This window comes from Streptomyces sp. NPDC020801, assembly GCF_044334385.1.
Classification (GTDB): domain Bacteria; phylum Actinomycetota; class Actinomycetes; order Streptomycetales; family Streptomycetaceae; genus Streptomyces.
The window spans coordinates 219,417-237,066 of sequence record NZ_JBIRST010000005.1 but is presented as its reverse complement, the minus strand read 5'-3'; the positions used below and the strand labels follow the sequence as shown (position 1 = coordinate 237,066).

Genomic DNA, 17,650 nt, shown 5'->3' with positions numbered 1-17,650 from the left:
GCCCACCAACGATCAAGGAGCATCGTGACAAAGAAGCCCGAACACCGCGTCCAGGGCGTCGACCATGCGGCGTTCCCGACCTTCGACCCCGCAGCCACCACCCGGTTCTACCGCGATGTGCTGAGGTTTCCCGTCGTCCATTCGATCTGTGCGGCCGGCTGGGGCCCGGAGAAGCACCCGGACTTCATCCACTTCTTCTTCGACATCGGCAACGGGGACCGCATCGCGTTCTTCTACTACTTCGGCACGGAGCCGTTCGGCGACCGGAGCGCACCGGGCGACGCCTGGGCCCGGCTGGAGCACGACACTCCCGAGTTCTTCCTCAACTCGCGTCACCTCGCGATCCACGTCGAGGACGAGGAGGACCTTCTGGAGTACCGGCGCCGACTGGACGCGTCCGAGTGGCCGGTTGCGATGCAGGTCATGCACGAGACGATCGAGTCGATCTACACCCACGACCCGAACGGATACATGATCGAGATCACCCGCGCGCTGCGCCCGGTGACTCCGCAGGAGGATCTCGACGCGGCGCTCACGATCGATGCCCTCTGCGAGGTCTCCCAGGGAGAGGAGCCGTCGATGGACAAGCTTCTGATGCGCAAGGCAGAGCTGATCGTCGAGAGGGCTGCCGCCTGGGCGGACGCCCAGCCCAAGGATGCGCAGGAGCTGATGCAGTCATGACCGCCCGTATCTATGTACTCGACGTCCCGGAGAACGAGGGCGTCGTCAGGGTCGCGGCTCAGGATCCGGTGGTCAGCGTCGACATGGTCGGCCCGTACTACCAGGTCACCGCGGATGACGACGACATCGTCATCGACCGCCGGGCGACCGGCTGCCGCCACGCCGTCTGGTACAGCGCCGTGGCCGGCCTCAAGGACTCGATCATCATCCAGCAGGACAAGGACGCGCTGAGGGTGACCGCGCGATGAGTACACCGAGCGGGGAGCGGCTGGGCGCTGGACGCTACATGCTGGCTGCCGACGTCCCAGCACATACGGTCACCACGGCTCATCAACTGACGGCTCATGACGGCGCGACGGTCAGCGGGCTGCTGCGGACCATCCCCGGCGCCACGACCATTGCCGTCCTCATGCACCCGCGCCAGGACTTCTCTCACCATGTCCTGGTACCGGAACTGCTCAGCCGTGGATACGCGGTGTGGACGCAGAACACACGCTCGGCCGGTAATGACCTGACATTGCTGCATGAACAAGCACTGCTCGACATGGCCGCCGGGCACGCCTTTGTGCGAGATTGCGGCTTCGACGCCGTCGTCTCCGTTGGGCATTCGGGCGGAGCAGCGCTGGCCGCCTTCTACATCGAGCAGGCCGGCTTGCCTGCATCCCGGCGTGAGACGGCGACCCCGGGCGGCAAGCCCGTCCCGCTGGCGGAAACCGTCATGCCGGTGCCGGACGGCCTTCTGCTCATGGCACCCCATCCCGGCCAGGGCCGCCTGCTGATGCGCGTGATCGACCCTTCGGTCGTCGATGAGAACGATCCGATGTCGATCGACCCCACACTCGACCCTTACGACCCGCGCAACGGGTTCGTTGCACCGCCCGCCTCGTCCCGTTACTCGGCCGATTTCATCGAGACCTATCGCCAGGCGCAGCACTCCCGCGTCGAACGAATCGACCAGGTCGCCCGGGAACGGGTCGCCGAATCGGCCAAAGCCCGCCACCGTTATGCCATCAACAAGGACCCGCGCGCCCGACGCCAAACCCTGGCCTCCGGAGTGATCGTCGTACATCGCACGGATGCCGACCTACGGGGCGTCGACCTCTCCCTGGACCCGAACGACCGTCCATACGGCTCGCTGTTCGGTCATCGGCCGGACCTGACCAACTACGGGATCGTCGGCTTCGGCCGCCTCACGACCCCCGAAGCGTGGCTATCGACCTGGTCCGGCATCTCCAGCCGGGCAGGCCTGCTGCGCTGTGCTGCAAGCGTGAATGTGCCGGTCCTCCTGGTCGAGCTGACAGGTGACCAAGCATGCTTCCCGTCCGATGCCCGCGAGATCGCCAAGGCCTTCGCCTCCGACGACGTCACCCACGTACGTGTGGAGGGCCGGCACTTTGGCGCGCCCATTGTCGACGGTGCGACTTCCGGTGCAACGCTGGCGGGTGAGGTCATGGCCGGCTGGCTTGATGAACGCTTCCCCACAGCAACCTCAGTATCCAGGTAGCAGGCCCAGCTACGCCGCCCGAACAGCTGGCCGCCGAATGGGCCACGCTACCCGCCCCGGTCCCAGGGACTGCCGACCGCCACTCCTGTCTTCGCTTTCAAGCGAATGGTCAAGCGTGGAACTTTATGAGAAGAGCCTTTAAATTGACAAATATGCTGCACCGTGAAGTTCCCTCATTTCCCAGCGGCGGAGCCCGGGAAGCAGGCGTCGTTCCCTACCCGGAAGACGTCGTAGCCAACTACCGGGCGGCAGGCTACTGGAACGGCCGGACGCTTCCGGCCGAGCTCAAGGCGGCGGCACTCAAGCACGCCGACCGGACGGCGTTGGTCACTGCCGAGGTAACCCTGAGCTACCGGGACTTGTACGCCAGTGCCGAGGGGTTTGCAGCCGGCCTGGCGGAGACCACCGGCCTGCGGCCTGGCGACGCGGTGATGTTTCAGATGGGCAACGTGGTCGAGACCGTGGTGTCCTACCTGGGATCTCTGATGGCAGGCATACGCCCCGTGTGCACACTGCCTCAGCACGGTGTCCGCGAGATCAGCGTCCTCGCCCGGCATGTCGGTGCGCGGGGACTGATATTCCAGGCGGACTTCGGGCGCGGCCGGCTCCCGGTCCATGCCCGCGAACTGCTTGCCGAAGGCGTGGTCGACGACGTCATTGTCGCGCGTGGCTCTGTCTTCGATTCTGCGGTCGCATACACCGACCTGCTGCGCATAGGTATGTCCGTGGACCCTGCTGATCTCCCCTACCGCACCCTCGATCCAGGGCAGGTGGCCGTCTTCCAGCTTTCAGGCGGCACCACCGGCTTGCCCAAGGTCGCCCCTCGGCTGCACGAGGAGTACGCGTACAACGCCTCTGCATGGGCCGGCAAACTCGGCTGGGGGCCAGGAACGGTGGCGCTCTACCCGCTGCCCATCATGCACAACGCCGGAATCTCAGTCGCTTTGCAACCTGCCCTGCTCAGCGGGGCCACTCTGGTGCTGGCGCCCTCGGCGAGCATCGACACCCTGCTGGATCTGATCAAAGCGACACGGCCCGACGTGATTCCGTTGGTGCCGCCTGCCTTGGCCGTGCGTCTTCTTGAAGAACCGCGCAGCCGGGGAACCGACATGTCCTCCATCAAGGACTTCATCGTAGGCGGGCAGAAGCTGGCCATGGAGATCACCGAGCGGCTTCGCGATGTGCTGGGGATCCAGGTCCGGCAGAAGTTCGGCATGGCGGAGGGTATGTTCCTGGTGACGCCTCGAGACGCAAGCGAGCAGTTGCGTCACCACACTGTCGGTGCCCCGCTCTCACCGGCGGACGAGATCCGCATCCTGCAGCCCGACACAGACATCGAGGTTGCTGACGGTGAAATCGGCGAACTGTGCGTCCGAGGGCCCTACACCATTCGCGGCTACTTCCGCGCAGAACAGCACAATGCAGAAGCATTCACGGCCGAGGGCTTCTACCGCACCGGTGACCTCGCGCGTCGACATGTCATCGATGGCGTGACCTGCTATTCCATCGATGGACGTATCAAAGATGTGATCAACCGCGGCGTGGAGAAGATCCACGCGGACGAGGTCGAAGAACTGATCATGAGACACCCGGACGTAGCGAACGTCGCACTGGTTGCCATGCCTGACAAGGTGCTCGGCGAGCGCGGATGCGCCTATCTTGTCCTGGAACCGGGTACGCAGCCGCTCACTGTTGAGTCGCTGAGTACCTTTCTGCTGGCGCAGGGACTGGCTAAGTACAAGCTGCCTGAGAGAGTCGAGCCGGTGGCCTCGCTGCCCCTGTCCAACGTGGGGAAGGTGGCGAAGAAGGAGCTGCGCGACGACATCGCCCGCAAGCTGGCTGAAGAACTGACCTCGGACGCCTGAGCGAGGGTCCGTCGTCAAAGCGACCTTGTCTGGTGGATCTCACGGTCGGGCGCTACGGGCCATGAACTATGAGACATCGAGCGGGAGTTCGTTCGACCGTCGCCATCCTGGGCGTCGATGGGGCGGCTCAGGCACCTGGTCGGCCGATGTCCGGTCCGGGGCGGGCCGACAGGTGCGCAACGGGCCCTGGCGCAGCAGTCGGATTCGGCCCGCCCTTCCACCTGTACAAGCGGCACAACGTCACTGGCCGGCACTTCAATCGCTTGATGCAGAGACGCGGCACCATCACCCGAAGGGAAAAACGACGACCTCCAAGAGCTCCTGACAGAATGCGTCGTTTGTAGCGCCGCTGGTGCCTTCATTGCCCGACACCGCGGTGCCCTAGAGTCGCCGCATGCGACGAAGGACGGCAGTGGCCATAGCTGGGGCGGCAGCCCTGGCCTGGGGCGAGTGGTTGAACTGGCGTTGGTCGCGAGCTCTCGTGGGGAACAGTGAGGGCGCTGCCGAGGCTGTGGTCGTGCTGGGATACCGGAACCCCCAAGCGACGGCAAACTTCATCAACCGCTGGCGAGTCCATGCTGGAATCCGCTCCGTCGTCGCTGACAGTGCGCGTGGCACTCGCGTGATCTTCAGCGGCGGTGCGACCAGCAGTGGCGCCGCCGAGGCCCAGTTGATGGCTGACTACGCGAAGTCGGTGCTCACGTTCAACGGCACAGTGCTACTCGAAGATCAAAGCCGGACGACGTGGGAGAACATCACGAACGTGATCCCACTGCTTGAAGACATCGACCGCATCAAGATCGCCTCCCAACCAGCTCACGCGCTCAAGGCCCGCGCGTACCTGCAGCGGCAGCGCCCTGATCTTGCCGAGAGGCTCGTGCGTGCGGATGACTACCGCCCTGGCGAGTGGATGATCGTCAAACCGCTGCTGGCTCTGTACGGACTTTGGACACTCCGCGGTCTCAAAGTCGACGAACGGAAGGTCTCGCCGTAGACAGCCGCTGTTGCGTCGATGCCACAAACGATGGCTCTTGAGTCGACGCCAGCAGATGATGCTGCATCCGAGAGTGAGGAAGGCTTGGTGCATGTCGTCGCGGACCTCCCAGCGGATCCGCAGGCGGCGGAACGCGTGCAGATGAGTGAAGACGCGCTCCACGACCCAGCGGTGGCCGCCGGGCCGGAGCCGTACTCGGTACCGCGGCGGGCAATCAGCGGTTTCACACCGAGAGCCCAGACCAGACGGGCAGTATCTGTCCTGGTCACGGCCATGGTTCGCCAGCACCAAGTCCGGAAGGCACCGGGGCCGCCCGCGCTTGCCCCGCACTGCCGGCACAGCTTGCAGGAGCGGGATCAACTGGGTGACATCGTTGCCGTTGCCGCCGGTGGCGGCGAGCGGGACGCCGGTCGCGCCAGTGATCAGATGGTGCCTGCTGCCCGTCCAGCCCCGGTCAACGGGGCTTCGTCCGGTCTTGGAGCCCCTTCAACGCCCGGATGTGGGAGCCGTCGGCCGCTGCCCGGGAGAGGTCCAGGGCATTCGCGCTGCGCAGTTCGGCGAGGAGAGCCTCGTGCAGCCGCGCTAGACCCCGGCTGCAGTCCATGCAGTCAGGCGGCGCCAGCAGGTCATGCCTGAGCCGAAGCCGAATGCCTGCGGCAGGTGTTCCCAGGCGTCCCATGAAGCAGCATGAACAGGATGCCCTGGAACACCAGCCGGTCCGGATGCCGCTTGCGCCCGGGGAGCCGAGCCCGACGCTCCATCTTGGGCAACAGCGGCTCAATCACCTCCCACAGCTCATCGTCGACCTCCCACAGCTTCGGCCGCTCCACCCCGCACCCCCGGATCATCGGCCCCGGAGTGATCCAATCACCTCGAAGATCATTTCGTTGGGAGTTCTATAGCCCGGCGGCCTGCTGGGCCAGGGCGGCGGCCGCGATCCGTCGGTGCGGCCGACCCGCAGGGTCCGACGCAGGTGCTCCTTGTCCAAGGGCGGGGCGACATGGTTGACGTCTGCGTCGATGTAATGCGTTACCTGTCGCAGTTCGGCAGCGCAGTCTGCGGTAATGTGTGCGTTACAGCTGCTCATCCGCGTCACGTTTTTTGACGAATCTGTCAGCTCAAGACTCTGACAAGCGGCCTTTCGACCGGTTTAATGCCGGTATGTCTAAGCCCACGATGCGCAGCCCAGCTCGGCACGAGATGGTCATGAACCGGCTCATGGAGGCAGCCGAGCAGCTCTTTGCCCGTAAGGGTGTGGCGGGGACGTCTCTGCAGGAGCTGGCGGAGGCAGTCGGCCTCACCCGCACGGGTATCTACCACTACATTCGAAACAAGGATGAGCTGCTGGAGAGCCTTGTGCAGGGCTTCACGCTGCCCACCTCCCAGGACGTGCAGCGGCTCGCGCGGCCCGATTCACGCCCGGCGATCGACCGGTTGCGGGAGGCCGTCACGAATATGGCGCTGATCGTGGCGCTCCACCCACAACGCTTCAGGCTGCTGTTGACCAGTGAGGGTGCGTTGCCGGAACCCCTTGCTGAACAGCATCTGCAGGCGCGCAGGCAGACTCTGGCCTCACTCAAGGATCTGATCTCTCAGGCGATCAAGGAGGGCTCCTGCCGTCCGGTGGATGCGGAATTGGCAGCCTTTAGCCTCCTCGGGGTCTCCAACTGGGTTGCGTTCTGGTACCCGCGTCACTCCGGCGCCGGCGCGGCGACGCCCCAACTGCTGGCAGCTGGCCTCACGGACATCGCACTGGGCGGACTGATCGCCAAACGGTCACCCTCGGGAACCGAAGGCATCCCCTACATGGTCGGCTTGCTCCGCGAAGATCTCGACCGGTTGGAGAGCATGCTCAAGGGCGAATGACGCCCGCCGTGCGCGCGTACTGTGTCGCGCCCCGACGACGACAGGGCCCGCATCGCCCCAGATCCTCCCATGGGCGTCAATGAGCAGGCGCCGGGCCCATGTTGAGTGTTGCTTTGTGCAACCCTTGCGGGTTTGGAGGGCTGGACCTGTGCACAGGTGTGCTCGTCGCGGCGCGTGCCGAAGCTCAGTCGGTGTGCAGGGCAATCCGCGCGGTCCGAAGCCGTGGTCCAGGGCCGACACGGCTTCGCAGTGGGCCTTGCTGCCCCCGGTGCAGGCTCCCCGTCGTCGGCCGGCACCCGCCACCGGGGTTCATGCCGCTGCGTGCGTGGTGATGTCCGGCGGGCGATGGATCCGAACAGTCATGATGTCAGTGGTGTCGGCGGACAGAGTCGTCGACACCACTGTGAACTCGGTGCGTGAGCGGTCGATACGGCGCAGGGCGCGCCGATAGTGCGCACCGGCCGCGACATACCCACGCACTGCCTTGTCCATCCAGCCGGGATCGATCTGGACACGGCTACGTGTTCCACGGCACCGCCAGCGCCGCAGCCCTGGTCATCTGGCTTCGCACATGATCGCCCGGACAAGTCCCCAGCTTGCGGATCACGGAAAACTCAGGTGGGTCATTGGTTACCCGATATGCGGCAGAGCTGCGCAGCACCATGGAGGAGGTCGGTTTCACCGGCCAGGGAACTCGGTGACGACAAGGTCCGCGCGTCTCACATGGCGGTCGGAGGCGTGAGTCTGACCACCGTGGCGAACGCGCCGTTGTGGTGGACGAGGGCGGGGCCCTCGGCGGGACCGCCGCCGGACTCAACCTCGCCGATGACGAGGAAGTGGTCGCCGACCTGTTCGCACCGGGTCACGCGAGCGGTGAGCCAGGCCGGTACTCCCTCCAGTACGGGGAGTCCGTCACCTGCGTCCTGCCAGGAGACATCCGAGAAGCGATCGATGCCACCGCGGGCGAACTGCCACGCGAGCGCAGTGTTGTCGGCGCCCAGCACATGGACGGCGAAGCGGTCCGCGCGCTGGACGGAGCCAGCGGTGGAGGCAGTGGCGCCGAGGTAGAACGAGACCAGGGGCGGGTCGAGCGAGACCGAGGTGAACGAGGTCGCGGTGAACCCGGCGGGGCCCGGCACGGTGATGACCGTGACGCCGGCCGCGTGCCTCCGCAGGGTGCGGCGCAGTATGTCGCCCCGGTCGCCCTCATCGGCTTCGGTGAGGGCAGTGCCCCGTTCGGTGGCGGGGCGGTCGATGGACACGGTCATGCTGCTTCCCTTCGTAGGCGTTGATGTCGGGGTGCCTGCGAGGGCGGTGGTGTTGCCGCCCGCGCCGGTCGCGGTGGCGGTGGGGTCCACAGGGCGCGGTCGTGGAGGTCGGTCTTGGCAGCCGCCGCGAGCAGCCGCCGGACCCGGCGTTCTGGCGTGCTCGCTCGCCGTTCTGGTGGTGGAAGAACGGGCGTCCCGCCCCAGCCCTGATGGCTGCCAGGCTGCGGTGGGCCGTTCCCGGACCAGTTCCTCGGCGGGAGCGAGGATCGGGCGGAAGAACACGCTGATCCCGGGCGGCTCGGTGCGTCCGGCGGCTGCCGCGGCAGCGCGTACGGACATACGTGTGGTCCCCGCACCGCCTGCTGGGCCTCGGATGAACGCGATCACGGAACGCTGGATCGGTCATGCCGACGTGAGGCAACCGATCGCATCCTGATCACGGGAGAGTGTCACCTGCGCCGCGTCTTCAGTGAGTATGCGGAGCACGGCACCGACACAGGCCGCACCTATCGCTCGAACCGTGGGTGCCCTACCGACTCACCGAGCCCAAACTGCTCACCGCCCCACATCCATCGACGCGATCGACTCGGCGGCCTCATCCAGGAACACACGCAGGTCGTCACATAGGGGTGACGGCACCCACATTCAGGCCGAAAGGCCGCGGCCCGGCTGGACGGCTCCCTCACCGTGGCCGTGCGTGCCACGCCCAGGCGTAGCGCGCCGTCCACTCGCGGCCCCTTCTCGGACACCGGGCCGGGCCTTGAGACTACGGCCTCGCACCTCTGGTACGACGGCTCGGTGCCAGCGTCGACGGGAAGGCACCGGCGTATGCCGTCCGCATCAGGAAAGCGGCGCCACCACCGTCCGCGATCAAGCACCGCCACCAAGCAAGCCGGCGTATTCCTGGTAGGCGTCCAACTGGTCCTCGTTCGGCGACTCGTGTTCCTGAAGTGACGCCAGGTGCCGCACAGCCCATGAAGCCAGTTGTGGATTTTCAGTGGCCAGGCCCCCGTTGCAGAGGCGCTGAATCGCTGAGATCGCCAGCGGGTCGGTCTCCAGGGAGCGCAAATACGACGCTCGCGCGTCACCCGCACGTCCCATGTGCTCGAAGCACTGCCCCATCATGAACTCGGCTATCTGAGCAACGTGTGGTCCCACGATCGAGGCCCAACGGTAGGCGTCCACCGCACCATCCAGTTCGCCCTTCTCGACAAGCACCTGCCCCAGTTCCAAGCGCGCCCGCGGATCAGACGGATAGCGGGACACAAGCGTGCGCGCATACCGATCCGCGCCGTCGAGATCGCCCCAGACCAGTCGTTCCTTGATCCTGCTCTCCAGGATACCGGCCTGGAGAATCTGCCACTCGGCTGTGGTGTTCTCGTCATCACGCAGCATGAGGTCGCAGTGGCGTTGCGCCAGGTCCATCTCCCTGGACATCTCTGTCAGGTCTCCGGTCAATTGGGGGCCCATTGCGAAGATGCGATGGTAGCGGCTCAGCAGCTTATTGCGTTCGTGATCACCCCCCTGCGCTGCATCAATGGACCGCCTGTGCCGGTCAAGGTGCCCACTGAACTTGGCCAGATCGTTCAATGACTTCAACGCGGTCTGTGCCAAGACATACGTGGCTTCGACGTGCGCCCAGGAGCCAGGCCTTGCAAGGTCCTCGATACGCTGCAAATCCGTCAGGTCAAGCGGAATCGCGCCATCACGGAAGAGATGGACCTTGGTGAAGCCCCGCATGTGCAACAGGGCAGCGTCTTCATCCGACAACTTCGCTGCCCCGCGTGTGTAGTCACGCTGATCGTGCACCAGAATGGCTGAGGACAGGCACAGCTGGTGGAGCAACCAGAGAACGCGCAGCCGAGCGTTCCCGTCGAGATCATCGAAGGCGTCGAGGTGGTCGCAGAGCGACTGCCAAGCGGCGGTCCTCAGCTCCGCAGGCAAATCAGTGGGGTCTTCGGCGAGGTGCCTGGGATGACCCACGCGCGTCACGAGCAACCGCCGGGCTGACGGGTACAGCGCAACATGAACTCGCGCGTAGTCGTTGCGGCCTTCGCACAGCGCTTTCGAGGCCAACTCAAGCCCCAGCGTGTGATAGTTTCCGTCCGCCTCACGCTCACCAAGGTCTAGGTACGGTCGGTAAAGCCATGCGGCGAATGAGTTCGCCACTTCTGGGTTGTGCTCCATCCGGCTGACCCTCTTCCGTTGAGGTGGCGGGGGACGCCGATGGGCGCCCCCCGCCACGTTGTGCGAATTAGAACCCGCCGCGGGCCGGCTTGGCCGGATTCAGGGTCCTGAAGCGCTCGATCTTTTCTGCGTTCATTGATCGTCTCCTCTGCTTCTATGGGCGACCCTTTTGGGTTGCCGTTCAACTACTTTGCGGCAGTCAGGTGCTCATTTTCCAGATCACTTTGTTGACCAGTTCGGCGAACATCTGCTCAGTCGGCACTTCGCGGTGTTTCCAGCGCGGGTCGGCGCGTTGTTGGCTCAGCCGGCGGACGAGGGTGCCGGACGTCGCCTACCTCGGATGGTCGGGCGTCAGAGGGCCGCCCCTCCGTATCCGGATCTTGCGGGTGTCGGGGTCCACTCGTCGCGAGAGCTTTACCGCTGACGTACGCAGGAATTGCCTCCGCAGGGCCCGCGGGCCGAAAGCGGCTCAATGCCGGGCTGCCGGATGAACACCTCGATCGGGAGTTGGTGACCTCCCCGCACCCTTGGATGCAGCAGGGCCTCCGGCCCAGCAAAGGATGCTGCTGGGAGATGGTCTTGGCCAGGGGGCTCAGCGGATGGTCGCGAGGAAGTCCTCGGTGACCGCAGCCGTCACCAGTTCGGCCGGGAATCGCGTGCGCAAGGGCCATGAATCGGCGCGGCTGCCAGGCGCACCGGGCCTCCTGCTCGTGTCCGCGCGGGCTGGGCCCGGTTCACTGCGGTACGTAGCTACCAGACATCGGGACGGAGGAGGGCCGGGGCGAACGCGAGACCTTTTGACCGGGCAAGCAGCCGTCCCGTGCGGCGCCCGTGCCTGCACCAGGATTCACTCGTCCTGGTCGACCACGTCCTCGATGATCAGGGGGAACAACCCCGAGAACGCCCCAAAGCGGGATAGGGTCATTCTATTTATAGACTCGTGCTCCGCTGAGTTCGTGGCGCCACAGGGCGTCGCTGACGCGCGTCACCGCCGAGGTGAGATGGCGGCGGAAAGTGCTGAAGGGCAGCCCAAGGCGTTCGGCCGCGGCCTCCTGGGTGGGTACGGCCCCGAGATAGGCGGTCGTGATGGCACGATGGCGTTTGTCGCCGCCGCGCTCCTGCGGGAGGGCTTCGATGGCACGGGTCAGGACATCAATGAGAATCCCGCCGTTCTCCACGACCAGTCGGCAGCGGTTGAGCGGGTTCTCGGCGAGCGCATCGGGCCGCCGCAGGGCGCGTAGCGCGTCCCGTACGGCCGTGTCGAACTCCGGCCGGGACAGTACGACGAGCTCGCTCTGCTGCCGTGGCATCTCCTGGCCCGGCACGCCGAATATCGTGTCCACGCCCGGGGCGATGCCCGTCAGTGTGGCGTCGGTCTTCGCCATCAGCCATGGGATGACGGGCTGCGCCCGCCAGTCGTGCGCGAACAGGCGGTACGGGTGCTCGCCGACCGTCGGCGTGATGCCTGTAGGGAACATGTCGTAGTGCGCCAGATGGTCGTCCCAATAGCCATCGTGCCGCGTTACGAGGAAGGACCAGGCCAGTCGGTCCGCGCGGAAGATCTCACCCATCGCACGCCACTGGGTCAAGGTCAAGGGCGGCGACGGCCGCTGGTACTTTGGTGGGTGGACGTTGAAGCGGGCCACGGCCAGGTGTTCCCCCGCGCGCAGCGGCTCGTTGGCGCGGGCGTGAGCCCAGGCCGCAGCCACCACCGGGTCCACTTCCTCACCCTGCGGTTCGTTGAGCTGCAGCCATGCGGAGCAGGCGATGATGTCATCGGTCTGCGCCGAGAGGTACACGCGGAACGCGGCGGGCTGCCGGTCGAGCCAGTACCTGGCGATCTCGGCGGACTCGGATCCCTCGGCTTCCTCGATCAGCTCCAGTACACGGGCCTCGTCAGCGGCAACACAAGGTTGATCGTAGACGAGGCCGGCGTTGCGCCAGTCGTGGAAGTGGGCCGTGTGGCCGTCGTTCCGGTACAAGTACAACAGGGCACCGGTCGCCGGGAGGATCTGCGCGGCGGGGGCGGTACGGAGCTGCTCGAACAGGTACTGATGCATTTGCTTGTGCAGGGCGGTGAATCCATCGGAATCGCGCCAGCGCAGATCGGCCACAAGTGTCTCGCGTACCACGTCGTGCGGAAACAGCCCGGAGGGGGTGGACTCGATGTACGGCTGAGCGCGCAGCCAGGCGAAAAGTTCGGGGGCACAGTCGCCGAGCAGGGCGCGCAGCAATGCCTCCGACGTCACGTAGGCGTGAGCGCATATCTCCAGCGCCTTGCGGTGTTCGGGGCTCGGCGGGTAGCCCACGAGCCGCGGTATCAGCGTCGCGGTCACATCCTGGCCCGGTAGCCAATCCTGAGGCAGCTCGGGCATCTTGCAGACGTCCCTGACGGCTACCGTAGCGGCCAGCGCCAGGGCGAGCGGGTTGCCGCCGGCGAAGGACAATAGCGCGTGATGTGCCGTCGCCGGTACGCCACGGATCCGCAGGAACACGAGGGCGTCGTCGGGGGAGAGGTTCCGCAGCGCCCTGAAGTGGAGGACGTCCGCCCATCCCGGGTCGCAGATCCAGCCCGGATCGGGTGCCTCCCGTCCCGCGACCACGGAGACCGCTCCCAGCGGCAGCCTCGGGAGGAACTGCTCCCACAGCCATCCCTCCAGGCCCCGGCAACGCTCGAACGTGTCGACGAGGAGAACCGTCTCCGGCTCGCTGACCGCCTTCCCGGCGGCCTCCGTGAAGCCTTCCGGCGTGGGGGAGACCGTCCGGCCGTCCACCTCGACAACACGGCGTCCCGATTCCCGTGCCATCTGTGCGAACCGTCGCAGCAAGGTGGACTTGCCGATTCCGCCGGGCCCGTGCAGATAGAGCACGGGGCAGGCGCCGGGCTCTCCCGCCAACGCCGCCCGGAACAGTGCTCGTTCTGCCGTCCGTCCAACGAACGCCCGGTCGCGCGCAGTGATCAGCTGCCAGCCGAGCGAACCGTCGTTCCCCGGGGTCATGGCAGGCCTACCCGCCTCGCGGCCGCCTCCACCACCGCCGATGCCGGTCTTTGCACCAGCGCCAGCCCCGGCCAGCACCGCGGACTGCAGCCGGGCAGCAGTTCCTCCCTCCAGCGGCAGAGCGCGTGCGTGCAGTTGTCTACGGTGGCGGCACTGGTGCAGAACCGGCGCATCTGGCCCGCGTCGGCAGCGTCCGCGATTGCACCGGGGAGAAACGCAGTGCGACCCGACCGGTTCACGATGCGTACAGCCTCATCTGGACAAGAAGTCGCTCGGCCAGAGGAAGGCCGGCCGGGCCAGAGCCAAGGACGACATGGAGTTTGCGATTCATGATCTCTCCAGAATTCCGAGCCTGTACCTGGGTTGTGGTGGGGCGTCGATGCGAACCGGTCGGGATGGCAGCGGTCCGCTCGACACCTTGCCGATGTTCGACAGCGGCAGCGACGCCACGATCTCAACCCGCTCCGGCAACTTGTACTTGGCCCGCCCTTGCTTCAGCAGGAGCCGTCCGAGTGAGGCTACGGTCAGGGCAGGCACGCCCGGTTCCATGACGAGGTGGGCGCAGGCCCACTCACCGAGCACCTTCTCGGGCATCGCCACGACAGCGACGTTGGCGACGTGCAAGTGACGCATGATCAGGTCCTTGACCTCTTCGGCGTGGATCTTCTCCAGCCGCGGTTGATGACGTCCTTGATACGTCCCTCGATGGACTAGTAGTCCCGGCCGTCGACGGCATGCCGACGAGCCAGATCACCGGTGCGGTAGTAGCCGTCGGACGTGAACGCCTGCGCGTCGTGCCGCTCCGCCCGGTAGTAACCGCGGATGGTGTACGGGCCCCGCACACAGAGTTCACCGGCCGTCCCGGCCGGGACCTCGCGGTCCCCGTACGGTTGGAGGATGCGCACCTCGTCGGCCGACGACAGGGGCGTTCCGACGGTGTGAAAGCGCACCCACTCCCCCGCGTCGCCGGGCCATCCCTCCGCCATGCCGAATTTCTGCCGGTCGGCGATGCCCAATTCGTCCCGCAGGCGCTCGGCCACCTCGACAGGGAGCTTCTGCCCGCCGATGACGAAGTCCTTGATGGAGAAGTCGGTACGGCGGCTCCGCGGTCGTCCAGAAGGCGGACCGCCAGAGCGGGCGGCACCAGCGGGAGACGATGGTCTCGGCCACATTCCCCATCTGGAACATCACCGCGTCACCGGGCGCCAGGCCGGTCTTCTCCAGCAGGCCAGCGGCGACTCTTGTGCGTCGGAGAGCAGTTCGGCGCACGTGCAGCTGCCGCCGGGAGTCACCAGTGCCGTCCGGGTGTGGTGTGCGGCCGCTGCCGACACGAGCTCAGCGGGCGGCGATCGACCGCTCCAGTAGCCCGCAGCCCGGTACCGAACCACGGCCTCCTGCGCGTATGGCACCAGCCCCGGTTCATAGCTACTGCCGCCGGGGAGGGGACACAACATCGCGTTCTCCATGCTCAGCAATGTAGCGCTCCCCCAGACTCGGGGTCCACACTCGTGTCGAATCATCAACATTGCAGTCACTTCAGGTCATTCACCAGCCGCTAGGTGTACTCGGTCATGATTTTGGTGACAGTCGGCTGATAGGGGGCCGGCCTGCGAGCGCGGATTGTCGGCGTCGAGTGCTGTAGAAGCTCAGCCACGGCGCCAGTGCGTGGTCGCGTTCGGTGTTGCCGGCGAACACCTGGCGGTATGCCCATTCCGTTTGCAGTGTGCGGTTGAAGGTTCGACCGTTTGTCCAGGGGCAGTGGGGGCGGATGTACCGTTGCCCGGCCGCCCAGGTCGGTCACGGCCCGGCGGAATGCCGTGCTCTTGCGGGTAGGTCCAGGCGTTGTCGGTGATGACCCGTTCGATGCGGTCGATGCCGTGAGCGGCGAAGAACGCGACGATGGCGGGTGAGGAAGCCGGCGCACGTGTCGGCCTTCTCATCGGCGTGGATCTCGGCATAGGCCCGGCGGATGCGGTCGTCGAGGGCGGCGTGGACGTGGTCGTAGCCGGTCCGGGCCTCTTTTTGCGCGTAGGTCTTGCCGGCTTGGGGGCCGTGGGCCCGCCGTCCTCCGCCGTCCGGGATCCGCCCGGTCTTCTTGACGCCGATGTGGACGAGGTCGCCGGGCCGGGCGCGTTCGTAGCGGGCGTGACTGCGGCGTTCGGCACGGATGGGCAGTCCGGTCAGCGGGTCGCAGGATGCCAGGTGAGGGATCTGATGGCGGCGCAGGATGCGGCTGACGGTCCGTACGGGGACGCCGGTTTCCGCGGCGAGGAAGTCCGGACCCCGCCGGTGAGCGCGCCGTGCACTGAGCACCGCGGCCTCGACGTGTTCGGGGGTACGCCTCGGGCAGGTGCGGGGCGACCGGAACGGTCGTGCAGGCCGCCCCATCCCTCGGCCCGGAAACGGGCCACCCACCGGTGCGCGCACTGACGCGACACCCCTAGCTCCCTGGCCACGTGTGCCACCTGGCGCAGGTCGTGCACGACACGGCGCACCACCAGACATCTGCCGTGAAAGGTCAGCCGGGCATTAGCGCGGGTCATCAAGACCTCCGGTTGTGGTGAAGACAGGCATCTCCACTACGCCCGGAGGTCTTCTCTTGATCAACTACCGACTCAAGTCACCAACCTCTTGGCGGAATACAGTTAGGGACTTGTCCGGGCGATCATGTGCGAAGCCAGATGACCAGGGCTGCGGCGGTGGCAGCGCCGAGGAAGGCGTAGCCGTGTTCGTCGTGGCGAGTGGCCGCGGACTGCTTGAGCTTGTTCATCGCCCGTTTGACGCTGTGGCGATTCTTGTACCGCTCCTCGTCGAAGCCGGGCAGCCATCCGCCGCGTGAGCCCTTGCGCAGGCGGGCGGCTTCGCTGTCGGTCTTCTCCGGGATGATGTGTGTCATGCCGCGGCGGCGCAGGCAGATGCGGCACGGGCCGTTGCTGTAGGCCTCGTCCGCCGCAAGGCTGTCGGGCTTCCTGCGGGGCCTGCCCGGCCCGATCCGCGGGATGCGGATCTTCTCCAGCAGCGTGGCGGCAGTGGCCGTCCGCACTCAGGTGGAGCTTGCTGGTGAGCCCGCCGCGCGAGCGGCCCAGGCGCTCACCTCCTGCACCACTTCCACCAGGCGGGCGACGAGGCTCTGCCACGGTCAGTCCGCCCAGTGCGATGTCCCTGAGGCAAGCTGCCAGCAGAGCTGATGCCAGCGGCCGACGTGCCGGGCGTCGGCAGGTTCGCGTGGCTGACGGACACCTCGGGTGTGGTTTTCGCGCTGCTCAAGCCGAACCCGCAGCAAGGGCAGGCGGGAATCCCCCCTCCCGGTGGTCAGTCCCCGGTTCCACACCACGGGCCACCACGAGCCAACTGGCCAGCCCGGTCAGCCGGGGATCGGGTCGGCGCGAAGCCCCGGCCGTTGGGCAGCCGACGGCCAGGGGGCACCGGGTCCATCCGGTTGGCGTGAGCCCGTGGCCAGGCGCGCTTCCCCGCCCATCAGGTCAAGGTCAGCCCGCGGCCAGATCCGCCTCGATGCCGCGCGCGGCCGCGTTCAGCGTCGCGACCAGCGACTGCAGTCCGCCCGGGTCGTAGCGCACGCCCGGCAGGGACACCGACACCCCCGCCAGCGCGACCCCGTCCGCATCGCGCACCGGCACCCCGATGGCGACGAGTCCCCGCTCGGAGCGCTCCTGGTTCACCGCGAACCCGCCGCGGCGCACTCGCGCAAGTTCCTTCCGCAGCGCCGCGAGATCGGGGCGCTCTCCCGGCCGGTCGCGGTAGCGTTCGGCCGCGTAGACCTCCGTCAGCTCCTCCTCGCCCAGCTCGGCGAGCAACAGCAGACCGGCGGTCGTCCGGTGCGCCGGGAACACCATGCCCTCGCGGGAGCTCACGCGCAGCGCCTGCGCGCACTCGACGCTGGCGATGAACCGGGCCGTGTCACCAGTGCGGATCGTCAGGTTCGCGGTCTCCTCCAGCAGGTCCACCAGGCGCTGCAGATGGGGCAGCGCGGCGGCGCGCAGCCGGGACACCTGCGACTGCGAGTGCGCGGCCAGCTCCAGAACTGGGCCCGCGCGATAGACCCGCTTCTCGTCCTGCACGGCGAAGTCCCGGTACACGAGCATCGCCAGTAGCCGGTGCGCGGTCGACCGGGCCACACCGAGGCGCTCGGCGACCTGCGACACGGTCAGGCCGCCTTCAAGCTGGAGCATCGCCGCGGCCCGCAGGGCGTGGTCGACGCTCGCGATGGCGTACGGCGGGGGATTCTTCAGCGGCTTGTCCAAGGCGGCTCCCTGTTCTGCTCTCCA

14 protein-coding genes and 2 pseudogenes are annotated in these 17,650 nt (G+C 66.8%); 6 read left to right on the top strand and 10 right to left on the bottom strand.

Annotated features, from left to right (window positions below; genetic code table 11):
- Positions 1-24: 24 nt before the first annotated feature.
- The 5 genes from ACH4UM_RS13075 (at position 25) to ACH4UM_RS13055 (ending at position 5,044) form a co-directional block, all read left to right on the top strand.
- Positions 25-681, top strand: coding sequence for a VOC family protein (locus tag ACH4UM_RS13075; RefSeq protein ID WP_398177141.1), 657 nt, complete (start codon positions 25-27; stop codon positions 679-681).
- Entirely contained in the window at positions 678-929 is a 252-nt protein-coding gene (locus tag ACH4UM_RS13070) for a hypothetical protein (RefSeq protein WP_398177139.1), read from the top strand. The genes ACH4UM_RS13075 and ACH4UM_RS13070 overlap by 4 nt, the downstream gene beginning before the upstream one ends.
- Complete coding sequence (locus ACH4UM_RS13065; RefSeq protein WP_398177136.1) at positions 926-2,185, top strand: hypothetical protein; 1,260 nt, start codon at positions 926-928, stop codon at positions 2,183-2,185. Before ACH4UM_RS13070 ends, ACH4UM_RS13065 begins: the two co-directional genes overlap by 4 nt.
- Before the next feature lie 152 nt (positions 2,186-2,337).
- Positions 2,338-4,050 carry a (2,3-dihydroxybenzoyl)adenylate synthase gene (locus ACH4UM_RS13060; RefSeq protein WP_398177133.1) on the top strand — a complete coding sequence of 571 codons (1,713 nt, stop codon included), beginning with the start codon at positions 2,338-2,340 and terminating at the stop codon, positions 4,048-4,050.
- 394 nt (positions 4,051-4,444) lie between these two features.
- Entirely contained in the window at positions 4,445-5,044 is a 600-nt protein-coding gene (locus ACH4UM_RS13055) for a YdcF family protein (protein WP_398177131.1), read from the top strand.
- 48 nt (positions 5,045-5,092) lie between these two features.
- On the opposite strand, the pseudogene ACH4UM_RS13050 reads toward ACH4UM_RS13055, so the two are convergent.
- Positions 5,093-5,892 (bottom strand): annotated as a pseudogene (locus ACH4UM_RS13050) (IS5 family transposase); the annotation flags it as partial.
- Positions 5,893-6,262: 370 nt separating this feature from the next.
- On the opposite strand from ACH4UM_RS13050, the gene ACH4UM_RS13045 reads away from it, so the two are divergent.
- Entirely contained in the window at positions 6,263-6,910 is a 648-nt protein-coding gene (locus tag ACH4UM_RS13045; RefSeq protein ID WP_398177128.1) for a TetR/AcrR family transcriptional regulator, read from the top strand.
- 309 nt (positions 6,911-7,219) lie between these two features.
- Here the strand turns inward: ACH4UM_RS13045 and ACH4UM_RS13040 are convergent, their stop codons facing one another.
- The 9 genes and pseudogenes from ACH4UM_RS13040 to ACH4UM_RS13000 form a co-directional block, all read right to left on the bottom strand.
- The gene (locus ACH4UM_RS13040) at positions 7,220-7,402 is read right to left on the bottom strand and encodes a hypothetical protein (protein ID WP_398177126.1); all 183 of its coding nucleotides are present in this window, start codon (positions 7,400-7,402) and stop codon (positions 7,220-7,222) included.
- 227 nt (positions 7,403-7,629) lie between these two features.
- Positions 7,630-8,178: a flavin reductase family protein gene (locus tag ACH4UM_RS13035; RefSeq protein WP_398177124.1), complete on the bottom strand. Its 549-nt coding sequence runs from the start codon at positions 8,176-8,178 to the stop codon at positions 7,630-7,632.
- A gap of 870 nt (positions 8,179-9,048) precedes the next feature.
- Positions 9,049-10,365 carry a hypothetical protein gene (locus tag ACH4UM_RS13030; protein WP_398177122.1) on the bottom strand — a complete coding sequence of 439 codons (1,317 nt, stop codon included), beginning with the start codon at positions 10,363-10,365 and terminating at the stop codon, positions 9,049-9,051.
- A gap of 926 nt (positions 10,366-11,291) precedes the next feature.
- Positions 11,292-13,364 (bottom strand): AAA family ATPase, encoded by a 2,073-nt coding sequence (locus tag ACH4UM_RS13025; protein ID WP_398177120.1) that lies wholly within the window; start codon positions 13,362-13,364, stop codon positions 11,292-11,294.
- A 327-nt stretch (positions 13,365-13,691) separates the two neighbouring features.
- Entirely contained in the window at positions 13,692-14,000 is a 309-nt protein-coding gene (locus ACH4UM_RS13020) for a hypothetical protein (RefSeq protein WP_398177684.1), read from the bottom strand.
- 74 nt (positions 14,001-14,074) lie between these two features.
- Positions 14,075-14,536, bottom strand: a complete 462-nt coding sequence (locus ACH4UM_RS13015; protein ID WP_398177118.1) for an AMP-binding protein — start codon at positions 14,534-14,536, stop codon at positions 14,075-14,077.
- Positions 14,537-14,933: 397 nt separating this feature from the next.
- Positions 14,934-15,907, bottom strand: a pseudogene (locus ACH4UM_RS13010) (IS481 family transposase).
- Between the two features lie 122 nt (positions 15,908-16,029).
- On the bottom strand, positions 16,030-16,407 hold the full coding sequence (locus ACH4UM_RS13005) for a hypothetical protein (protein WP_398177116.1): 378 nt from the start codon (positions 16,405-16,407) through the stop codon (positions 16,030-16,032).
- Positions 16,408-16,852: 445 nt separating this feature from the next.
- Complete coding sequence (locus ACH4UM_RS13000) at positions 16,853-17,626, bottom strand: IclR family transcriptional regulator (RefSeq protein WP_398177114.1); 774 nt, start codon at positions 17,624-17,626, stop codon at positions 16,853-16,855.
- Between the last annotated feature and the right edge of the window lie 24 nt (positions 17,627-17,650).